This window comes from Streptomyces sp. LX-29 (assembly GCF_029541745.1).
Taxonomy (GTDB): Bacteria; Actinomycetota; Actinomycetes; order Streptomycetales; family Streptomycetaceae; genus Streptomyces.
The window spans coordinates 7,344,189-7,363,804 of the sequence record NZ_CP089746.1 but is presented as its reverse complement, the minus strand read 5'-3'; the positions used below and the strand labels follow the sequence as shown (position 1 = coordinate 7,363,804).

Genomic DNA, 19,616 nt, shown 5'->3' with positions numbered 1-19,616 from the left:
TGCGATACGCGTTCAGCTGACTTCTAGCGCCGAATCGTAGGAGACTTCGGTTGCGATGTTCCACTGACAGCAGCCTCCGTCGCAGGATTTTGCCCAGTTGCGCAGATCCACATGAATTTCAAGGGCTTGCAGCACCTTCTCCATCTGCTCCCTGGGCTTGGAGCTCAGGAGGATCTCTCCGAGTTTGAATACCTCCTCGCGAGCGTTTTCTGGCGAGAGCTCACCTCGGATCAGTCGGTCGATGAGGGTCGGCTGGATGCCTGCCTTTTCGGCCAACTTCTCCGTGTCGATGCGCTTGGCGTCCATGACATAGGCGAGCCAAGCGCCGTATGCAGAATTAACTTCGGCCATCAGAGTGATCCTTCCTGGATGTAGTGAGATGCTTTGCGAAGCCCCCTGCGGGCAAATGTTTACCCTAGTAGAGTGCGGGCGCTTTATTGAATTGCAATAAGTCTTGTGATTCGGCGGTTGAGTTCGAAGACTCCGTTGGCACCCACCGTATCTTTCTGAAGCGCCCATCGCTTTCGGAGCAGATAGGCCCTGCCTCGCGCGAGCTTTTTGATCGCGGATTAATTGTGTGCAGGGCCGCGACTCTCCGTCAAGCGGAGAGTCGCTCCAGGGCGGTTAGGACACTCGATTGGACCAATTCGCTTGCCCAGGTGAAAGGATTCTGAGAGCAGCTACCTTAGCTACGCAGTGTCAATCCGACTCGTTCGGCTAACAACGCCTAACACAATGAGTTGATCTGTCTGAGGGTGATGAGGCAGCAGGTGAGGCGGAGGAAGGATTCGTGGATGTCGGCTCATCGCTCCCAGCGGATGCGGAGGCGTTTGAAGCCGTGGAGCCAGGCGAAGGTGCGCTCGACCACCCATCGGTAGGTGCCCAGTCCGGTGCCGTGCCGGGTTCCCCGGCGGGCGATGGCGGGAACGATCCCACGCTCGCGTACTTGGTCGCGGTAGATGTCGTGGTCGTAGCCGCAGTCGGCGAAGACCGAGTCCGGTCTCCGGCGGGGGCGGTGAGGATGACGGCAAGAGGGGTGCCGTGCCCGTCGGTGATCAGGTGGTGCTTGGAGCCGGCCCGGCCCCGGTCGACCGGCGACGGGCCCGTGTGGCCCCCTTTTAGACCGTGTCCTATGTGGTGAGGCGGACGAGTCGCTTGTAGCAGCAGATTGCGGCGGCAAGTCCGAGGAATGCCAGGTAGTTGCGGGGATCGCGTTCGTAGCGGGGCGAGAGTCGGCGGTAGCCGGTCAGCCACCACATGGTGCGCTCGATCACCCACCTGCGGCGGCCGAGGCGTTCGCTGGACTCGATGCCCTTGCGTGCAATGCGGACGCCGATGCGCTTGCCGCGGAGCCATTTCCGCAGATGGGGAACGTCGTATGCCTTGTCCGCGTGCAGGCGCTGGGGTTTGAAGTGGCGGCCGCGGTGGGGATCGTGTCTCGTTTGGTGACCGGTCACCATGGGTTTCAGGGCTTCGCTGTCGTGGGTGTTGGCGGCGGAGATGCCGACGACGAGGGGCAGCCCGTTCTGGTCCGACAGGACGTGCATCTTAGAACCCGGCTTACCCCGATCCACGGGCGACGGGCCTGTGAGTTCGCCCCCTTTTCCGCCCGTACATGGGCGGAGTCCAGGACGACGCGGGTCACGTCAATCAGACCCGCGTCGTCGAGCCGGTGCAGGAACGCCTCGTGCAGCCTTCCCCACACGCCAGCGCGCGACCAGATCAGGAACCGGCGATGAGCGGTCGACTTCGATATGCCGAAGCACGGCGGCAGAGTCCGCCAGGCACAGCCGCTGACCAGCACGTAGATGATCGCGGCGAACACCGTCTCGTCAGGCGTGTCCTGCGTCCCACCGCCCTGTGGCCGAACCTTCGACGGTGGGATCAGCGGCTTCGCGATCTCCCACAGCCCATCCGGCACGATCCAGTCCCACGTACCCCGCCCCGTGACCGGTCAACGCCCGCCTCACCACATAGGACACGGTCTTAATGACAGCGAGAGAGCAGTTCAGCCCCTCTTCGATGGTCGCCGTCGAGAGCACTGGGCCCGTACGCGACTCCACAGTGTCCCTGACGGCTGCGGGGAGGCTCATCCAGTCGGTGCGCACTTCCAACCTCGTGATATCCATCTGTGGTGCACTTGTACCCGCCCCTACCGGTGTCGCCTTCGGGGGGTGACTGGCACACGGTAGGGACGGGCGTTGAACCTGGTCCCCGCCGAGGTAGCCGAGGACGGCGGGGACCAGGAGTCTTCTACGGTCCGAAGATCGAGGCGGGCCACTCCTCCCGCGTCGGCTGACGGAAGCCGGCGGTGTCCCAGGGCGTGCCCTTCCCATTCGGCGGATACAGGGTCACCCGTACCTGCTGAGGGCCCTCCCAGCCCATCATCAGACCCACCTTGCCGGTCACCGTGTCCATCACCGGATCACCGATCATGGGCATGGGGGTGATCGGCGCCGAGCGGGAGTCTCGGCTCTCGGCCACGTTGATGGCCATGAGCAGCCCCTCAACAAGCCTTTCAGCGAGGAACCGCAGTTCTTCCACGGTCACCTTCGGCTGCTTGAGCAAGTCACGGGCGTGCCCCAGGAGCTGACTGCACATGAACACTTTCTCGTCTTCTGCCACCGAGTCGAACTCGTCGGCCATGCGGCTGAGCGGGCTGTCGGGGTTGTCAGTGATCACGAACGCCGACCGGCCGTGTTCGTCCGGGGGCAGTTGCCGGAGAGTCACCCGGACACCTCCGTGTACCCGCAGCCCGCGCACGATTCGAAGACCAGCACGGTACGTTTGCTCATGTCATCAACTCCGCTTGGTTGGTGGCCACGCCCCCGGACGTTCGCCGCGTCGCGGGGGTCTCACGTGTGTGGCCACGCGAGGCGATCGTGACTCTTTGTGGCGCTAGCATTGCGGCGCGCGCGTACTCTGGAAAGCCATCGATGTCCCCAATGCCAAGTGGGGAGATGGGAGTTGGGATGCCTGCCAGGCCACGTGAGCTGACACCGGATCGGTCCGCCCGACACTTGTTCGGGGCCAAGATGCGTGCATACCGAGAGCGGTCCGACGGGATGACTCTCGACGCCCTGGCCAGCGTGGTCAAGGTCAGCAAGAGCCACTTGCAACGCATCGAGATGGCGGAGCGCATGCCACCTCCCCACCTACCGGCCATGCTGGATGCCGCCTTTGGCACAGACGGGATCTTCCAGGAGCTTTACCGGCTCGCCTGCAAAGAAGTTCATCCCGATCAGTTCCGACGTCGCATGGAACTTGAGGCGACGGCCCAAGCCATACAGGAGTACAGCGGCCAGATCGTGCCAGGCACTGTGCAGACGGAGGACTACGCCCGCGCACTGTTCAGGACCTATAACCCCCGGGCTACGTCGGACGAGATCGAAGAGCTGGTTACAGCCCGAATGGCTCGTCAGTCGCTGTTACGGGCGGACGCCGCGCCAGACCATTCGATCATTCTCGATGAGGCTGTCCTTCGCCGTCCTTTTGGAGGCGCGGCGGTCATGCGGGCCCAGTTGTCCACCCTGGCGGACTTGGCGCTGATGCCGACCAGCATCGTTCAGGTTCTACCGTTCGCACACGGGGGACATGCGTTCGTAGGGGGCTCGCTGGCGCTGCTCACCCTGGACAACGGGACGCAAGTCTCCTGGGAGGAGAGCATCTCAACCAGAACACTGATCGAAGACGCGAGGAGCGTGAGAGATCACCAGCGGGCCTACGATCGCCTTAGGGCATACGCTCTGTCGCCGAAGGAATCGGCGACGTTCATCAGGTCCGTTATGGAGGCAATGCCGACATGAGCGCCACTCTCGACCTCTCACGCCCAGAGTGGGTCAAGTCAACCTATAGCGGTAACGGGGGCGCAAATTGCCTAGAATGGGCCCCCGTATTCGCAGCCACCGGCGCCGTTCCCGTCCGTGACAGCAAGAACCCCGAGGGCCCCGCCCTGACCTTCCCCATAACCGCCTGGGGCGCGTTCATCAAGGGCGTGAAGGCGGGAGAGTTCCCGGACGCCTGAGCCCCAAGCAAGAAACGCCCCGGCCGATCCGGCCGGGGCGTCTTTGTGCCGAGAGGGCCAAAAAAACCGCTAGGGAAGGTTCCTCGCCATGACGATGCGCTGGACCTGGTTGGTCCCCTCGTAGATCTGCGTGATCTTCGCGTCCCGCATCATCCGCTCCACCGGGTAGTCCCGCGTGTAGCCGTACCCACCCAGCAACTGCACCGCGTCCGTGGTGACCTCCATCGCCACATCCGACGCGAAACACTTCGCCGCCGCACCGTAGAACGTCAGATCGCCATCCACCCGCTCCGACCGCGCCGCGGCCGCGTACGTCAGCTGCCGGGCCGCCTCCAGCTTCATCGCCATGTCCGCCAACATGAACTGAATCCCCTGGAAGTCCGCGATCGCCTTCCCGAACTGCTTCCGCTCCTGGACATACCCCTTCGCGTAGTCCAGCGCCCCCTGCGCGATCCCCAACGCCTGCGCCGCGATCGTGACCCGCGTGTGGTCCAGCGTCTTCATCGCCGTCGCGAACCCCGTGCCCTCCGCACCGATCATCCGATCCGCCGGAATCCGCACATTGTCCAGATACACCTCACGCGTCGGAGAACCCTTGATCCCGAGCTTCTTCTCCGGCGCCCCGAACGACACACCCTCGTCCGACTTCTCCACCACGAAGGCGGAGATCCCCTTCGACCGCTTCTCCGGGTCGGTGACCGCCATCACCGTGTAGTACTCCGACACCCCGGCATTGGTGATCCACCGCTTCACACCGTTGAGCACCCAATGATCACCGTCACGCACCGCACGCGTCTTCATCCCCGCCGCGTCCGAACCCGCCTCCGGCTCCGACAGGCAGTACGAGAACATCGCATCGCCCTTGGCCAACGGACCCAGATACCGCTTCTTCAGCTCCTCCGAACCCGACAGGATCACCGGCAGCGACCCCAGCTTGTTCACCGCCGGAATCAACGAGGACGACGCGCACACCCGCGCGACCTCCTCGATCACGATCACCGTCGCCAGCGCATCCGCCCCCGCACCCCCGTACGACTCCGGCACATGCACCGCGTGCAGCTCACTGGCGACCAACGCGTCCAGCGCCTCCTGCGGGAACCGACCCTCCTCGTCGACCTCCGCCGCAAACGGCGCGATCTTCGCCTCAGCCAGCGCACGCACCGTCTCCCGGAGCATCTCGTGCTCCTCCAACGGCCGGTACAGGTCGAAGTCCTTGTTCATGCTGCGCAACCCCGGTTCCTCGCGGTGGACGACGTCAAGTCCACGACATTACGGCACTCAGTACCCTCAAGTATGCACACTCAGTGCCATCCGACAATGCGGCCGGCATTTCGGGTGCTATGTTCCCGGCATGGGCGAGGAGCGCGGCGCAGGCCAGGGACCAGGGAGTTCGGCCACCAGGCCGTCGATGCGGGACGCGCTGATCGCCGCCGCCTTCCAGCTCTTCCTGGAGCGGGGCTACGAGGCGACCACGGTCGACGACATCGTCGCGCTGGCCGGCGTCGGGCGCCGCTCCTTCTTCCGCTATTTTCCCTCCAAGGAGGGCGTGGTCTTCCCCGACCACGAGGGTTGCCTCGCCGATCTCACGGCCTTCCTGGACGGGGCGGAGGAGGACCCCGAGCCGGTGGCGCGGGTCTGCGACGCCGCCCGGCTGGTGCTCCGGATGTACGCGGAGAACCCCACCTTCTCCGTGCAGCGGTACCGGCTCACCAAGAGCGTGCCGGGGCTGCGCACCTATGAACTGTCGGTGGTCTGGCGCTACGAGCGCGCCCTCGCCGACTATCTCCGCCGGCGCTTCGCGGGCCGCTCCGACGGCGATCTGCACGCCGACGTGATCGCGGCGGCGGTGGTCGCGGCGCACAACAACGCGCTGCGGTCCTGGCTGCGCTCGGGCGGGCAGGACGACGCGGAGGCGGGAGTGGACCACGCGCTGGAGTTCGTCCAGCACTCCTGGGGAGCGGCGGGCGAGGGCCCCGCCGCCGCGTCCCCGGCCGGGGACGCGGCCGAGGCCGAGGACGAGGACGTCGTGGTGGTGATCACCAAGCGCGGGACACCCCTGTGGCAGGTGGTCCGCGGGATCGAGTCCGGACTCGACGGCACAGGCGGGGCGAACGGCTGAAGACGTGCCCCGCGGCGCCCGGGGACCCCTCCGGAGCGCCGATGACCGCACCGATCGGGCCCCTTGAGCCACTCAGTGGGTACTGAGTGCCTTTACAGTTGACACTCAGTGCCATACGCTCGCGGTGAGCGTCCGTTTCTCTTCCGTCCTCCGGCCCAGCGCAGGGAGATGACACCGTGTTCCACACCGTGGCCGAGATCACCGAGCTTGCCCCCGCCCCAGCCGTTCGGCTCGCCCCGGACGCACCCCCGGTCCTGGAGGCGACCGCCGACGCCCCCGTGGCACCGCCCGCCGACGGCGGCTGGCCGGGCCAGGTCTACCTGGACGGGCTGCGCCGCGGCGAGCTGTACTTCCAGCGCTGCCGCTGGTGCCGGACCGCCTGTTTCCACCGCCTGCTGTGCCCGATCTGCGCCTCCACCGACCTGACGTGGGAGCACAGCGCCGGCACCGGGGCCGTCCGCCACACCTCCGTCGTCCGCCGCCGCACCGGCAGCCTGCGCACGGTGGCCACCATCGACATGGCGGAGGGCTTCCGACTGCGCGCCACCCTCGCCGGGGTCTTCCCCGACACGGTGCGCCCGGGCACGCTGGTCCGGCTCGACGCGGAGGGCCTCCTCCCCCAGGCCGAGCCGGGCGAGCTGGTCTTCCGGATGGCCGCCTAGCAGCTCGGCAGCCCCTCGCGGGCGAGGAAGTCCGCCAGGTACGCGGTGCGGAAACGGGTCGCGTCCCAGGTCTCCCGGAGCTCCTCACCGCCTCGCCAGACATAGCTGGGGACCTCTCGCCCATCGGCGAGCCGCACCGAGCGCAGCTCGTACTCGTCGGCCTCGAAGGCGTCGAGGATCCGCCACTCGGCCGGGGTGAGGCCCGTCAGCAGCACCCCCGGGGCGGAGCGGTCGGCGTCCGGTATCAGCCCCGGATAGAGCCGGCGGCCCAGGGCCGCGGCCCGCCACCCCGGGGCCTCTGCCGGGCCGTGCTCCGGCACCCGTCCCAACAGGGCGGTGAGGACCTCGGGGAACTGCAGCGTCCCGTAGGCGAACAGTGCGTCCGCGGGCTCCGACGCTCGACGCGAATCCTCCGTCACGTGCCCTTCTCCCCTCTCCGACTCCACTCTGCCGCGCTCGCGGCGGCACGGTTCACCCGCCGAACGGCGCCGGGTGGCGGATGGTTCCGCCGAGGGCCGTCCTCGCCCCGTCGCGTCGACGGCCCCGCCTCGCCGCGGCCCCGACGAGGGTCAGGACGGCCGGCAGCCCAGCACGCGGGACGTCGCCCCCCGCCGGACCACCCGCCCGTCGTGCAGCACCAACACGGTCTCGGTGCGCTCCGCCACCAGCCGCAGATCGTGGCTGACCAGCACCAGCGCGAGGCCCTGCGACGCGCGCAGCTCCAGCAACAGATCCATCACCGCGTCCGCCGTCTCCCGGTCGAGCGCCGAGGTCACCTCGTCGCAGACGAGGACGTCCGGGTCGGCGGCGAGGGCGCGGGCGATGGAGACCCGCTGACGCTGCCCGCCGGACAGCTCGTGCGGGAAGCGGTCGGCGTGCTCGGCCGAGAGACCGACCCGCTCCAGGAGAGCGGCGACCCGGCCGGGCACCGAGCCCCGCTCGCAGCGGCGGTGCAACCGCAGCGGGCGCCCCAGGGCCGCGGAGACGCGCAGGGCCGGATTGAGCGCGCCCAGCGGGTCCTGCGGCACGAGTTGGACCCGGCGCCGCTGCTCGCGGCTGCGCCGCCCGACCCCCGGCTTCAGCGCCACGCCGTCGAGTGACACCGAGCCGCCGGAGGGCCGCTGCAGTCCCACCAGCGCGCGCAGCAGCGTCGTCTTCCCCGCCCCCGAGGCGCCCACGACCCCGACCGACGCCCCGGCCTCCACGTCGAGATCGACCCCGTGCAGCACCGCGATCTCCCGGCGCCGCCCGACGTGGGCGGTGAGCCCCCGCGCGGACAGGCCGCGCGCGAGGGCCGGCGAGGCCGCGGCCCCTTCGGCCGCGTCCGCCTCGCCGCCCCCCGGGGCACCCGACGCGTCGGACGCTCCGGACGGGTCGGGCGATCCGGACGGGTCGGGCGGGGCGACCGCTGAGGGTACGCGGGCACGGCCCGCGCTCGCCGAGCCCCCGACCTCCGAGCCTCCACCCGCCGGGGCGCCCCCGGCCGCCGAGCCGCTGACCGGCGAGCCCGCGGCCGGCCCCGGACCCGCGCCCAGGTCCACCACCTCGTCCGCCAGCCGTCCCACGAACTCCGGGTCGTGGCAGGAGAGGAGCACCGCGAGCCGGTGCTCGGCCGCCAGCTGCCGCAGCAGGTCGCCCACCTCGTCGCGGAGCGCGGCGTCCAGGCCGGCGGTGGGCTCGTCCAGCAGCAGCACCCGCGGCCCGCGGGCCAGCGCACGTGCCAGCGCCACCCGCCGCTGCTGGCCCCCGGACAGCTCACCGCGACGGCGCCGCAGCAGCTCCGGGGTGCCGGGCAGCCGTACCTCCGTCAGCAGGCGCAGCAGGGCCGGCTTCGAGGGGTCGCGGGCCGTCTCGGCGAGCATCCGGCCCACCCGCATCCGCGGGTGGAGGCCCGAACCGGGGTCCTGGCCGAGGTAGGCGAGCTGGTGCCGGCGCAGCTCCCGCAGCTCGGCGGGGGCGCAGTCGAGCACGTCCCGGCCCAGTACGCGGGCGGTCCCGGCCGTCCGGGTGGTGCCGTCGGGCAGCCGCCCGACGAGGGCCCGCAGCAGGGTCGTCTTGCCGGATCCGGAGGGGCCGACGAGCGCGGTCACCCGCCCGGCCCACGCGGTCAGCGCGCCGTCCGCCAGCAGGACGCCGCCGTCGGCGGCCGTGACGGTCAGCCCCGCCACCCGCACCAGCGGGTCGGCCCCGCCCGGGTCCGCCGTCGGATACGCCGACGTCGAGTCCTTCTCGTGGCTCACCGGACCACCGCCGCCTTCCGGCCGGCCCGCGGCGCCAGGGCGTCCGCGGTGAGGTTGACACTCATCGCCAGCAGCCCGATGGCGATGCTGGGGGCCACGACGGCCCAGGGGTTGAGCAGGATGCCGGGCGCGTTCTCCCGGATCATCAGCGCCCAGTCGGCGGCCGGGGGGTGCGGGCCGACCTGGAGGAAGCCGGCGGTGGCGACGACATGGACGGCGGCCACGAAGCGCAGCCCGAAGAGGGCGAGCACGGTGGCGCGCAGATTGGGCAGCACCTCCCGCACCACGAGGTGCCACAGCCGCTCGCCGCCCGCCACCGCCGCCTCGACATAGCCCGTGGTGGCCACCGGCGCGGCCGCGGCGGCCACGAACCGGACGGCGTACGGGGTGCCGAAGCACACCGCCGCCACGATCACCGCGAACCGGCCGCCGTCCGGCCAGGACAGCGTGAGCAGCAGGATGCCCAACACGGCGGGGAGCAGCATCAGCACGTCCGCGGCCCGCTCCAGGAGTCGCCCGAGCCGTGGGCGCAGCGCCCCGACCGTGCCGAGGACCGCGCCGAGCGCGGTGACCGCCAAGGCGACCACCAGCGAGGTGACGATCAGCTCCCGCCCGCCGGCCAGCAGTCGGGACCACACGTCCCGGCCGAGCTGGTCGCCGCCGAGCGGCGCCCCGTCGGCCCCCGCCTCCCCGTACGGCACGACGACCGGCTGGTCGATGGCCTCCGGCGCCAGCCACGGCCCGGCCAGCGCCACCGCCACGAACACCAGCGCGGGCGCGACGCCGAGCAGCGCCCGCACCCCGCGACGACGCGCGGGCCCCTCCCCGGCGCGCCGGCCCCGGGCCCGGCCGAACCGCCGACGGCCGGCCTCCGCCCCGGGCCCGCCGGCCGCACCGGCCAGGGGCCGGCCGGGCACCGCCGTACCGTCGGCGCCTCGCGCCCCGGCCCCTCCGGCCAGCACGGCCGCGGCGTCGGCCGTCCCGGGGGCGAGGGCCTCGGCGACCGCTGTCTTCGTCCACACGTCGCGGGCACCGCCTCCGGGCGCCGGGGGCCGGGTCCGCCGCCCCTGGGGCCGGACGGGCCGCCGACCGGTGGCCGTGGGTTCGCCCGCCGCTCGGCCCTCCTCCGTCCCGGCCCCGCCGGAGGCCGGGCGCACGTCCGCGCCGCCGCCCGCCTCGCCGTCGCCCGTGGAGGGTCCCGCTCCGTCGCCGGAGGCACCCGGACGGGGCACACCGTCGACGTCGAGCGCCGGAGTCCCGCCGGGATGAGGCGCGAGGTCGTCGGCCGTGCCGGGCGCGCTCCCTCCGTCGGCCCGCTCGGACCCGCTCCCGGGTGCCCCGATGGCGCGGTCGTCGGTGCTCTCCGTGTCCGTGTCCTCCTGGTGGGGACCTTCGCCCGGCTCGGCCGCGCCCCCCGGGCGGCCGGGGTGTCCGGCCGGGGCGTCGCGGGCCGGGGACGCCGAGGCGGGTACCGGACCGCCGGGGTCGCCGGCGGCGGGTATCGGACCGCCGGGGTCGCCGGCGGCGGGTATCGGACCGCCGGGGTCGCCGGCGGCGGGTGGCTGTGTTCGGCGGGTCATAAACGGCCTCCCGCGGCTCGGTCCCGAATGAGGTCCGCGATCAGCAGCACTCCGCTGATGACCGCGCCGGTCAGCATCACCACCGCCGCGATGACAGGGGTGTCCCGGTCGGTGACGGCCGAGGCCAGGACGCCGCCGACGCCGGGGTAGTTGAAGACGGTCTCCACGACCACCGCACCGCCCAGGAGCATGCCGGTGGAGGTGGCGGCGCCGGCCGCGATCGCGGGGAGGGCGCCGGGGAGGACATGGCGGGTGAGGACGCGACGCGCCGGGAGGCCGTCGAGGACGGCGGTCTCCACATGCGGGGCCTTGGCCTCGTCGGCGAGCGCCGCGCGGACGATCCGGGTGTTCCAGCCGATCTGTGGGATGGACAGCGCGAGCACCGGCAGCACCAACATCTCCCAGGAGGCGGGGCGACCCTCCGCGTTCGCCGTGGTGACGGCGGGCAGCAGGTCGGTCCAGAGGGCGAGGACGAGGACCAGGCCGACGGCGACCACGAACTCGGGCAGCGCGAGCACGGCGGTGGCGGTGGCCGAGATCGTGCGGTCCACCGCGCCGTGCGGGCGCAGCGCGGCCCAGCAGCCCAGGGCGACCGAGACGAGGACGGTGAGCAGCAGTGCCAGTCCGCCCAGCAGCAGGGTGTTGGGGAACGGGCCGGACAGCAGGGCGCGCACCGGCTCGCCGCGGGCCGAGGTGCCGAAGTCCCCGGTCGGCAGGGCGGTCATCCAGTCCAGGAACCGTTCGGTCACCGGCCGGTCGAGCCCGAGCAGGGCGCGCCGCTCCGCGATCTCGGCCGCGCTCTCGCCGTGGCCGGAGGTGGCGTCCGCCGCGTCTCCCGGCAGCAGTTCGACGGCGGCGAAGACCAGCGCGAGCAGCGCGGCGAGCAGCAGGGCCCGCCGTGCCAGCAGGGCGCCACAGCGCAGCGCCCCGCGGACGAGCCGGGCGGCCAGGCGCGCGCCGCGCGGCGGCGTGCGGGGGCTGGCCTCCCGGTCCGTGTCGTGCCGGTCGTTCGCGGGGCGGCGGCGCTGCCGGTGCGCCGCCGCCTTCGCCGGATTCAGCGGGCCAGCCATGCCCGCTCAAGCTGGACCCGCCCGTAGCCGGGCAGTTCGGGCAGGTCACGCACGGGGGCGGCGGCCAGGTCGATGCCGTCGGCCATACCCCAGAGCAGATAGCCCGAGCGCTCGTACTCGATCCGTTGGAGCCGGTCGAGCACCTTGCCGCGGGCGCCCGCGTCGGCGGTGGCGACCGCCTTCTGGTACGTGCGGTCGAACTCGGCGTCGCGCCAGCCGGCCTCGTTCGTCGCGGACTCGGAGACCATGGTCTTGCTGGCGAAGAAGACGACGGAGTCGTTGGTGCCCCAGTAGGTGGTGTAGAGGTCGCCCTTGAGCCAGGTCTGGTCCCAGAACTTGGCGGACTCCTGCTTGACCACCTCCACCTTGACTCCGGCCTCGCGCACCTGGGTGGTGAAGAGCGTGGCGGACTCGGCGAGGCCGGCGACGTCCTCGGTGGTGTGCAGGCGGTAGGTCCGGGACAGGTCGAAGTCGGCCTCCTTCAGCAGCTGTCGGGCCCGGTCCAGGTCCCGGGTGCGTTGCGGAAGTCCCGTGTCGTAGGCCGGGTCGCCGGTGCCCAGCACGTCGTTGCCGACCCTGCCGTAGCCGCTGAGGACCTGCTTGACCATGGCCTCGCGGTCGACGGCCAGCCGCAGCGCCTGGCGAACCCTGGGGTCGGCGAACGGGCTGCCGTCGGCGGTGCGCATGACGATGGGCAGCGCCAGGTCGTTCGGGCGGCGCACCACCTGGATGTCCTTGCGCCCCGCGACCGTACGGGCGGCGACCGCGCCCGCGTTGGAGGCGAGATCGAGCTGGCCGGCGAGCAGCGCGCTGGCCATGGCCTGCGGGCTCTCGAAGATCTTCACCTCGATGGCGTCGAGGCGGACCTCGCCGCCGTACCAGTCGTCGTTGCGGACCAGCCGGGCGTTGCCGGCGCGGTACCAGTCGAGCCGGAAGGGTCCGGTGCCGGGCGCCTTGGCCAGTTCCTTCGCGTCGGTGTCGCGCTTGAGCACGAAGGTGGTGAGGCGGGTGAGCAGCGGCAGTTCGGCGTTGGCGTAGTCGGACCTGAGCACGACCGTGCGGCGGCCGTCCGCGGTGATGCCGGCGGCCTTGACGCCGGGGAGCCGGGAGGCGCCGGCGGGGGTGCCGCGCAGTCGGCGCAGCGACCAGACCACGTCCTCCGCGGTGACCGGGGTGCCGTCGTGGAAGGTGGCGCCGTCGGCGAGGGTGAACCGCCAGGTCCTGAGGTCCTTGTCGGCGCGCCAGTCGGTGGCGAGCCGGGCCACGGTGTTCCGGCGGCCGGCGCCGGGGGTAGTGAGGGTGTCGTAGATCAGGCTGATGACGAGGTAGTCGCTCTCGTTGGACTGCACGCCGTGCGGATCGCGGGTGACGGCTCCCGCGCGGCCGAGGGCGCCGACGCGAAGCGTGCCGCCTGAACGCGGTTTCTCCGAGCCCCGCTTGGGGGAGGAGTCGCCGTTGGTGTCGTCGGCTCCGCATGCGGTGATGAGGGCGGCGGCGCCGATTCCGCCGCCGGTGGACATGATCTGACGTCTCGACATCTGCACGTCGTTCGTCCTCGCTCTAGCGTGTGTTGCCTCGTTTCGATGCGCCAAAGACCGCGTCCCCGCCGCGCATTCGCTACGGAGGATAGGGCCAATTCGACGTTTAGGTAAGCCTTGCCTAACTCTTGCCGCGCTGGTACGTTCCCCTCGCCATCCCCCTTATCGAGCGCGGCCGGCAAGCGGTTGCTCCAGACCGACTTCCCCGGCCGGCTCTCCGTGCCCCTCCCCACGCATCACCGGCACGCTCGGCCCCCACGGGCCCCACGGAACGGATGGAACAGCACATGGACCCGTGCCCCGCACCCGTCCGCAAGCTCGACCCCACCTCGATCCGAGAACTCACCGAAGCCGCCGACGCCCTCCTCGCCACCTACCGCTCCCCCCACCACCCTCGACTCCTCCACTCCCTCCCCGCCGCGGCCGCCACGCTCGGCCACTCCCTCCGGCACCTGGTCCGTCCCGTCGACGCGCCCGACGGCATCTGTCTGCTCCGCGGACTGCCCGTCGACGACGACGCGATCGGCCCCACCCCCGGACACTGGTCCACCGCGGGCCGCGCGGGCGCCTTCTGGGACGTCGTCCTGTTGCTGCTCGGCACCCTGCGGGGTCGGCCGATCGCCTGGCAGGGCCAGCAGAACGGCCGCTTCGTCCACAACATCGTTCCCTCGCCCGGCCATGAACAGGAGCAGACCGGAGCCAGCAGCGACGTCCTGCTCAGCCCGCACACCGAAGACGCCTTCCACCCCGGCCGGGCCCATCTGCTGATGCTCGGCTGCCTCCGCAACCACGACCGGGTGGCGACCACCGCGGCCAGCATCCGCCACACCGCGCTCGACCCGGCGGACGTGGCGCTGCTCTGCGAGCCGCTGCTGCCGATCCTCCCCGACGACTCCTACGCCACGGCGCGCGCCAGCGCGCTGCCCCCGCCTCCCGTGCGCACCCTGTGGCCGTCCGAGACCGGTCTGACGCTGCGCTTCGACCCCGCCTACACCCCGCTGGACCAGGCGCCGCCCGCGCACCGGGCCGCGTACGCCCGGCTGGAGCGGGAGTTGGCCCGGGTCACCGTCACGGTGCGACTGACCCCCGGCGACATCCTGCTCGTCGACAACGACGTGACGGTGCACGGCCGGGTGCCCTTCCGGGCCCGCTACGACGGGACCGACCGCTGGCTGAAGCGGGCCTCCGTCCGCATCCCCAGCAACCACACCCGGCCACCCGAGGAACTGCGGGAACACGGCTACGGGCAGGCCGCGTTGGTCGCCCCGGGCCCCGCCGGCTGACCCGCGGCCCCCGCCCGGTCCCCTCCCGCCTGGCCTCGCCCCCGCCCCGCCTCGTGGGGAGAGCCGCCCCCCGGCACCCCCACCGCACCACATGCACCACACGGCACCACATGCACCGCACACCGCACACCGCACACCGCTGACGAGGAGTCCCATGCCCGGCGACGACACCAAGCTGCGCATCCTCAGCACCACCGACCTGTCCGGCATCGACATACCGCTGACCGACGTGGTCTCCGTGGTCGAGCAGGCCTATCGGGCGCTCGCCGACGGCACGTCCGTCACCCCGCCCAAGCTCACCGTCAAGCCCGCCGACGGCCGCTCCGTCGCCTACGCCATGCTCGGCCGCGACGGCACCCGGGAGGCCGTGGCCGTGAAGACCTCCTACAAACACGGCCTGAAGGAGGGCCGCGAACTCCAGCACTACTACACGGCGCTCACCCTCTACGACGACACCACCGGGCTGCCCGTCGCGATGATGGACTGCGGACGGATCGGCGCCCTGCGCACGCCCGCCGTCTCGGCGCTGCTGGCCCGCGAGTGCGCCGCGTCGGCCGCCCGGACGGCGCTGGTCATCGGCACCGGCACCCAGGGCCGACTGGCCCTCCCGTTCCTGCTGTCCACCCTCCCCGAGCTGGACCGGCTGCTGCTGTACGGCACCCACCCCGACGGCATCGCCGCCGTGCGGGAGCGGTTGGCCGCGCACTTCCCGGACCGGGAGCTGGAGGTGGTGACCGAGCTGCGGACCGCGGCGGCGGAGGCGGACATCGTGCTCGCCACCGCGGGGCCGCGGACCCCCGCCGCCGTCGAGGCCGACTGGCTGCGCCCCGGGGCGCTGTGCGTGCTGGTCGGCTACGGCATCCGGCCCTCCACGCTGCACCGGGCCGACCGGGTGATCGCCACCAGCGCCGCGCAGATGGCCGTCACCGGGACCGACATGGCCGACGAACACGGCCGCTTCCCCACCGTGCACGCCGAGTTCCCGCAGGTGATCGCGGGGCAGGCGAGCGGCCGCACCGGACCCCGGGAGCGGATCTTCGCCTACAACAGCGGTCTGGTCGTCACCGACATCGCCCTCGGCCACCGGTTCGCCGAGCTCGCCATCGCCCGCGGACTGGGCACGGAGGTCGCACTGTGGCGGTGACGGAGACCCCTCCGGCGCCGCTGTCGCTCCCCGCGCACGACGACCCGCAGCTCGCCGCCGTCCTCGACGGCGAGCTGCCGCACGAGCTGTCGTACGCCTTCGGCGGCCCCTACCATCTGCTGCTGCCCGGCCGCTTCGACGCCAACGCCGCCGCCTTCCGGGCGGTGCTGGACGAGACGGGCACGGCGGGCCACATCCACTACGCGAAGAAGGCCAACAAGGCCGCCGTATGGATCGAGCGGTGCGCGGCGACCGGCCTCGGTGTGGACGTGGCCAGCGCGGCCGAGCTGCGCGAGGCCCTCGGCCACGGGGTGCGGGGCGAGCACATCGTCGTCACCGGCCCCGCCAAGGCCGACGCGCTGCTGCGCCCCGCCGTGCTCCAGGGCTGCCTGATCACCGTGGACTCGCCGGACGAGCTGGACCGGGTGATCGCCCTGGGGCACGGATCGCGCCCGGCCCGGCTGCTGCTGCGCGGCCTGCCGCCGGCCCAGCCGCACAGCCGCTTCGGCTTCGACCGCACCGAGTTGGCGGCGGCGCTGGCCCGCTGCCGGGAGGCGGCCGACGCGGTCCGGATGGAGGGATTCTCCTTCCATCTGTCCGGCTACGCCGTCCAGCCGCGGGCCGACCTCGCCGGGCAGCTCGTCGCGCTGTGCCGGCGGGCCCGCGCCCTGGGGCTGGCCGCCGACCGGATCAGCATCGGCGGCGGCTTCGCGGTGGACTACCTGGCCCGCGCCGACTGGGACCGGTTCACGGGCCTGGACACCGAAGAGCGCGCCCAGCTCTTCCACGCCGGGCGGAGCTTCCCCTCGTTCTACCCGTACCACTCGCCGACCTCGGGGGCCGACGCGCTGCGCGCCGTGCTGGCCGCCACCCCGCGCGGCGAACGCGCCCCGCTCAGCGCGCTGTTGCACGACGCCGGCGTCGCGCTGCTGCTGGAGCCGGGGCGGGCACTGCTGGACCGGGCGGGCTGCACGGTCTTCCGGGTCCAGGGCGTCAAGTCGCGGGAGTACGGGATCGTGACGGTCGACGGCACCAGCCTGAGCCTGAGCGAGCAGTGGTTCAACAGCGAGTTCCTGCCCGATCCGGTGCTGGTGCCGCGGGCCCCGGCCACCGGACCCACACAGCCCTTCGCGGCCTGCGTGGGCGGGGCCTCCTGCCTGGAGTCGGACATGCTCAGCTGGCGCAAGGTGCCGCTGCCGGCCCGGCCCGCCATCGGCGACCTGCTGGTCTATCCGAACACCGCCGGCTACCAGATGGACTCCAACGAGTCGCCGTTCCACGACCTCCCGCTGCCCCCGAAGATCGTCCTCGACCACGACGGCCGGCGCCGGCGCTGGCGGCTGGACCGGCACACCGCCCTCTGAACCGTCCGCTCTCCCCCCGGGAACCGACATGGACAACACCCTCCTCCGCCCGACCATCGCGCGCCGGGTCTCCGAACTCATCGGCGCCACTCCCCTGTTCGAGCTGTGCCGCACCGGCGACGGCGGCCGGCTGCTGCTCAAGCTGGAGATGTTCAACCCGACCGGCACCGCCAAGATCCGCATGGCCCGCCAGATGGTGCTCGACGCCGAGGAGTGCGGCGCGCTGCGCCCCGGCGGCCACATCATCGAGTCCACCTCCGGCAACACCGGCCTGGGGCTGGCCGTGATCGCCGCGGAGCGCGGCTACACCTTCACCGCCGTCGTCGACCACCACGCCTGCGTCGACAAGCTCCGCGCCATGAAGGCCATGGGCACCCGACTCGTGTACGTCGCCGAGGACGGCACCGGGGAGCTGGCCACCGCCGCCCGCGAGGAGCTCGCCGAGCGGCTGGCGAAGGAGACCGAGAACGCCGTCTTCACCGAACAGCACAACAACCCGGCCAACGCGGTGGGGTACCACCGCGTCGCCCACGAGCTCGACCAGGCCCTCGACGGCCGCGTCGACGTGCTCATCGGCGCCGTCGGCACCGGCGGCGGACTCTGCGGCACGGCCCGGGAGCTGCGCCGGACGGTGCCCGGGGTGCGGACCGTGGGCGTCGAGCCGAAGGGCTCCATCGCCTTCGGCGGCCCCGCCCACGACTACTACCAGTCCGGCACCGGCACCCCCGAGGGTGCTCCCATCGGCGCCCTCGTCGACTTCGCCCTGATCGACGAGGGCGTGAAGGTCGGCGACGTCGAGGCGTTCGCCACCGCGCGGGCGGTCGCCGCCCGCACCGGGCTGCTCATCGGCGGCTCCGCGGGCGGCGTGGTCCATGCGGCGCTGGACCGTCTGCATCGGCTGCCGCCCGGCGCCACCATGGTCGCGCTGGTCAACGACGGCGGCGAGAAGTACCTCGACACGGTCTTCGACGACGCCTGGATGGCGGAACGGGACCTGCTCGATCCGGCCGTCGAGAAGGAGGTCACGGCGCGCCTCACCGCACTCCGCGCGCACCACGGCCGCGGCGGCGAGCCGGGCGGCCGGAGCCGTGCCTCCGGTGGACACGAGCGTGGTTCCGCGGGCGGCGGATACCGTTCGGGCGATCGGGAGAAAGAGGAGTGACCCATGCCGACCTCGACACCGACCGCGGACACCGGCCCGGTCGCCGCCTTCCGCCGGGACGGCCGCGAACTCGCCGTCCTCGCCGTGCCGCTGGCCCTCACCCAGCTCGCCCAGGTCGCGCTCACCACCACCGACACGGTGATGATGGGCGTCCTCGGGGTGACGGAGCTGGCGGCCGGCGGGCTGGCGCTGGTCATCTTCAACCAGCTGCGCACCATGGGCGTCGGCCTGGTCACGGCGGTGGGCAACCAGATCGCGGCCGCCTCGGCCCGGAACGAGCCCACCGACGAGCACGCGCGGGGCGAGGTGCGGGAACTGCTGCGCGCGGCGCTGGCGCTGGCCACCCTGGCCGGGGCGGCCGGCGCGGTGCTGATGGTGCTGATCGGCGAGGCCGTGGGCCTCCTCGGCCAGGACCAGGCCGTGGTGGACCGGATGCGTCCCATGCTGCTGGCGCTGGCACCGGGGCTGCTCCCCTGCCTCTGGTTCCAGACGATCCGTCAGTTCACCGTCGGACTGCGCCGCCCGCAGGCGCTGCTGCGCATCACCCTCGGCTCGGTCGCGGTGAACGCGGCGCTCAACTGGGGTCTGATCCACGGCAGCGGGCCGCTGCCCCGGCTGGGCCTGGCCGGCATCGGCCTCGCCACCACGGCGGTCCATCTGCTGTCGTTCCTGGCGTTGCACGCCGCGGCGCGCCGCGACCCGGAGCTGGCCCCGATGCTGACCCTGGCCGCCTGGCGCGCCCGGCCCGCGACCTTGCGCCGACTGCTGGGCCTGGGCATCCCGATCGCCGCCACCTACGGCTCCGAGGCGGGCTTCTTCTCGGTCGTCGCGCTGGTCGTCGGCAGCTTCGGCAGCGCCGCCCTGGCCGCCCACACCGCCGTCAACCAGCTGGTGTACATCGTCTTCCAGGTGTCGGTTGGCCTCTCGCACGCGGCCTCGCTGGGGGTGAGCCGGGAGCTGGCCCGGGGCCGCCCGGAGGCGGCGCGCCGCACCGCCCGCACCGCGCTGATCTGCGGCGCGATGGTGATGAGCGGGGTCGCGCTGGTCTACGCGACGCTGCCCCGGCTGGTGCTGCGGCCCTTCCTGGACGGGGCCGAGGGCGGCGGGGCGGCGCTGGACACCGCCACCGGGTTGCTGCTGGTGGCGGCGGTCCTGCAGTACGTGGACTGCGCGCAGAACATCGGCGTGGGGCTGCTGCGCGGGCTCGACGACACCCGCGGCGGGTTCCGCATCACGCTGGTCGGCTACTGGCTGGTCGGCCTGCCCGCCGCGTGGCTGCTCGGCGTGGCCGCCGACCTGGAGACCCTCGGCACCTGGTGCGGCCTGTTCGCCGGCCTGGCCACCACGGCGGCGCTGCTGCTCCGCCGCTTCCACCGCGCACTGCCGTGACCGAGGGCGTGGCACCGGGACCAGGGCCCGGGGGCCCGCCC

Annotated in this window: 18 protein-coding genes and 1 pseudogene; 9 read left to right on the top strand and 10 right to left on the bottom strand. The window is 72.2% G+C overall.

The features are described 5' to 3' along the window. Nucleotides 1–12: 12 nt before the first annotated feature. The 4 genes and pseudogenes from LRS74_RS30580 to LRS74_RS30565 form a co-directional block, all read right to left on the bottom strand. On the bottom strand, nucleotides 13–351 hold the full coding sequence (locus LRS74_RS30580; RefSeq protein ID WP_277744045.1) for a hypothetical protein: 339 nt from the start codon (nucleotides 349–351) through the stop codon (nucleotides 13–15). Nucleotides 352–727: 376 nt separating this feature from the next. After that, a pseudogene (locus tag LRS74_RS30575) lies at nucleotides 728–1,107 on the bottom strand (transposase); the annotation flags it as partial. Nucleotides 1,108–1,130: 23 nt separating this feature from the next. Next, nucleotides 1,131–1,924, bottom strand: a protein-coding gene (locus tag LRS74_RS30570) for an IS5 family transposase (RefSeq protein ID WP_277745000.1) whose coding sequence is annotated in 2 segments (ribosomal slippage) — nucleotides 1,131–1,606 and nucleotides 1,606–1,924 — 795 coding nt in all. Because the reading frame shifts where the segments join, the coding sequence is not laid out codon by codon here. A 329-nt stretch (nucleotides 1,925–2,253) separates the two neighbouring features. Next, nucleotides 2,254–2,730 (bottom strand): hypothetical protein, encoded by a 477-nt coding sequence (locus LRS74_RS30565; RefSeq protein WP_277744044.1) that lies wholly within the window; start codon nucleotides 2,728–2,730, stop codon nucleotides 2,254–2,256. 242 nt (nucleotides 2,731–2,972) lie between these two features. Between LRS74_RS30565 and LRS74_RS30560 the strand changes: the two genes are divergently transcribed. Further along, entirely contained in the window at nucleotides 2,973–3,806 is an 834-nt protein-coding gene (locus tag LRS74_RS30560; protein WP_277744043.1) for a helix-turn-helix transcriptional regulator, read from the top strand. Continuing rightward, nucleotides 3,803–4,024: a DUF397 domain-containing protein gene (locus tag LRS74_RS30555; protein ID WP_277744042.1), complete on the top strand. Its 222-nt coding sequence runs from the start codon at nucleotides 3,803–3,805 to the stop codon at nucleotides 4,022–4,024. The genes LRS74_RS30560 and LRS74_RS30555 overlap by 4 nt, the downstream gene beginning before the upstream one ends. Before the next feature lie 69 nt (nucleotides 4,025–4,093). On the opposite strand, the gene LRS74_RS30550 is transcribed toward LRS74_RS30555, so the two are convergent. Then, nucleotides 4,094–5,245, bottom strand: a complete 1,152-nt coding sequence (locus LRS74_RS30550) for an acyl-CoA dehydrogenase (protein WP_277744999.1) — start codon at nucleotides 5,243–5,245, stop codon at nucleotides 4,094–4,096. Nucleotides 5,246–5,432: 187 nt separating this feature from the next. On the opposite strand from LRS74_RS30550, the gene LRS74_RS30545 reads away from it, so the two are divergent. Both LRS74_RS30545 and LRS74_RS30540 read left to right on the top strand, forming a co-directional pair. Continuing rightward, nucleotides 5,433–6,143 carry a TetR family transcriptional regulator gene (locus LRS74_RS30545; RefSeq protein WP_277744998.1) on the top strand — a complete coding sequence of 237 codons (711 nt, stop codon included), beginning with the start codon at nucleotides 5,433–5,435 and terminating at the stop codon, nucleotides 6,141–6,143. A 176-nt stretch (nucleotides 6,144–6,319) separates the two neighbouring features. After that, nucleotides 6,320–6,805 carry a zinc ribbon domain-containing protein gene (locus tag LRS74_RS30540; protein ID WP_277744041.1) on the top strand — a complete coding sequence of 162 codons (486 nt, stop codon included), beginning with the start codon at nucleotides 6,320–6,322 and terminating at the stop codon, nucleotides 6,803–6,805. Here LRS74_RS30540 and LRS74_RS30535 read toward each other — a convergent pair. The 5 genes from LRS74_RS30535 to LRS74_RS30515 all read right to left on the bottom strand — a co-directional run bounded on the left by LRS74_RS30535 (nucleotide 6,802) and on the right by LRS74_RS30515 (nucleotide 13,233). Next, nucleotides 6,802–7,224: a gamma-glutamylcyclotransferase family protein gene (locus tag LRS74_RS30535; RefSeq protein WP_277744040.1), complete on the bottom strand. Its 423-nt coding sequence runs from the start codon at nucleotides 7,222–7,224 to the stop codon at nucleotides 6,802–6,804. The genes LRS74_RS30540 and LRS74_RS30535 overlap by 4 nt on opposite strands. Nucleotides 7,225–7,374: 150 nt before the next feature. Continuing rightward, nucleotides 7,375–9,045, bottom strand: coding sequence for an ATP-binding cassette domain-containing protein (locus tag LRS74_RS30530; RefSeq protein ID WP_277744039.1), 1,671 nt, complete (start codon nucleotides 9,043–9,045; stop codon nucleotides 7,375–7,377). Beyond that, entirely contained in the window at nucleotides 9,042–10,625 is a 1,584-nt protein-coding gene (locus tag LRS74_RS33695; RefSeq protein WP_347178173.1) for an ABC transporter permease subunit, read from the bottom strand. Before LRS74_RS33695 ends, LRS74_RS30530 begins: the two co-directional genes overlap by 4 nt. Continuing rightward, nucleotides 10,622–11,695 (bottom strand): ABC transporter permease, encoded by a 1,074-nt coding sequence (locus LRS74_RS30520; protein WP_277744038.1) that lies wholly within the window; start codon nucleotides 11,693–11,695, stop codon nucleotides 10,622–10,624. Before LRS74_RS30520 ends, LRS74_RS33695 begins: the two co-directional genes overlap by 4 nt. Then, entirely contained in the window at nucleotides 11,680–13,233 is a 1,554-nt protein-coding gene (locus LRS74_RS30515; RefSeq protein WP_277744996.1) for an ABC transporter substrate-binding protein, read from the bottom strand. Before LRS74_RS30515 ends, LRS74_RS30520 begins: the two co-directional genes overlap by 16 nt. A gap of 287 nt (nucleotides 13,234–13,520) precedes the next feature. Between LRS74_RS30515 and LRS74_RS30510 the strand changes: the two genes are divergently transcribed. The 5 genes from LRS74_RS30510 (at nucleotide 13,521) to LRS74_RS30490 (ending at nucleotide 19,575) form a co-directional block, all read left to right on the top strand. Beyond that, a complete protein-coding gene (locus LRS74_RS30510) occupies nucleotides 13,521–14,516 on the top strand; it encodes a TauD/TfdA family dioxygenase (protein ID WP_277744037.1) in 996 nt (331 codons plus the stop codon). Nucleotides 14,517–14,670: 154 nt separating this feature from the next. Beyond that, on the top strand, nucleotides 14,671–15,660 hold the full coding sequence (locus LRS74_RS30505; protein ID WP_277744036.1) for an ornithine cyclodeaminase family protein: 990 nt from the start codon (nucleotides 14,671–14,673) through the stop codon (nucleotides 15,658–15,660). Then, nucleotides 15,651–17,024, top strand: coding sequence for a Y4yA family PLP-dependent enzyme (locus LRS74_RS30500; protein WP_277744035.1), 1,374 nt, complete (start codon nucleotides 15,651–15,653; stop codon nucleotides 17,022–17,024). Before LRS74_RS30505 ends, LRS74_RS30500 begins: the two co-directional genes overlap by 10 nt. Nucleotides 17,025–17,052: 28 nt before the next feature. Then, a complete protein-coding gene (locus tag LRS74_RS30495) occupies nucleotides 17,053–18,186 on the top strand; it encodes a cysteine synthase family protein (protein ID WP_277744034.1) in 1,134 nt (377 codons plus the stop codon). Between the two features lie 3 nt (nucleotides 18,187–18,189). After that, nucleotides 18,190–19,575, top strand: coding sequence for an MATE family efflux transporter (locus LRS74_RS30490; RefSeq protein WP_277744033.1), 1,386 nt, complete (start codon nucleotides 18,190–18,192; stop codon nucleotides 19,573–19,575). The last annotated feature ends 41 nt before the right edge of the window (nucleotides 19,576–19,616 follow it).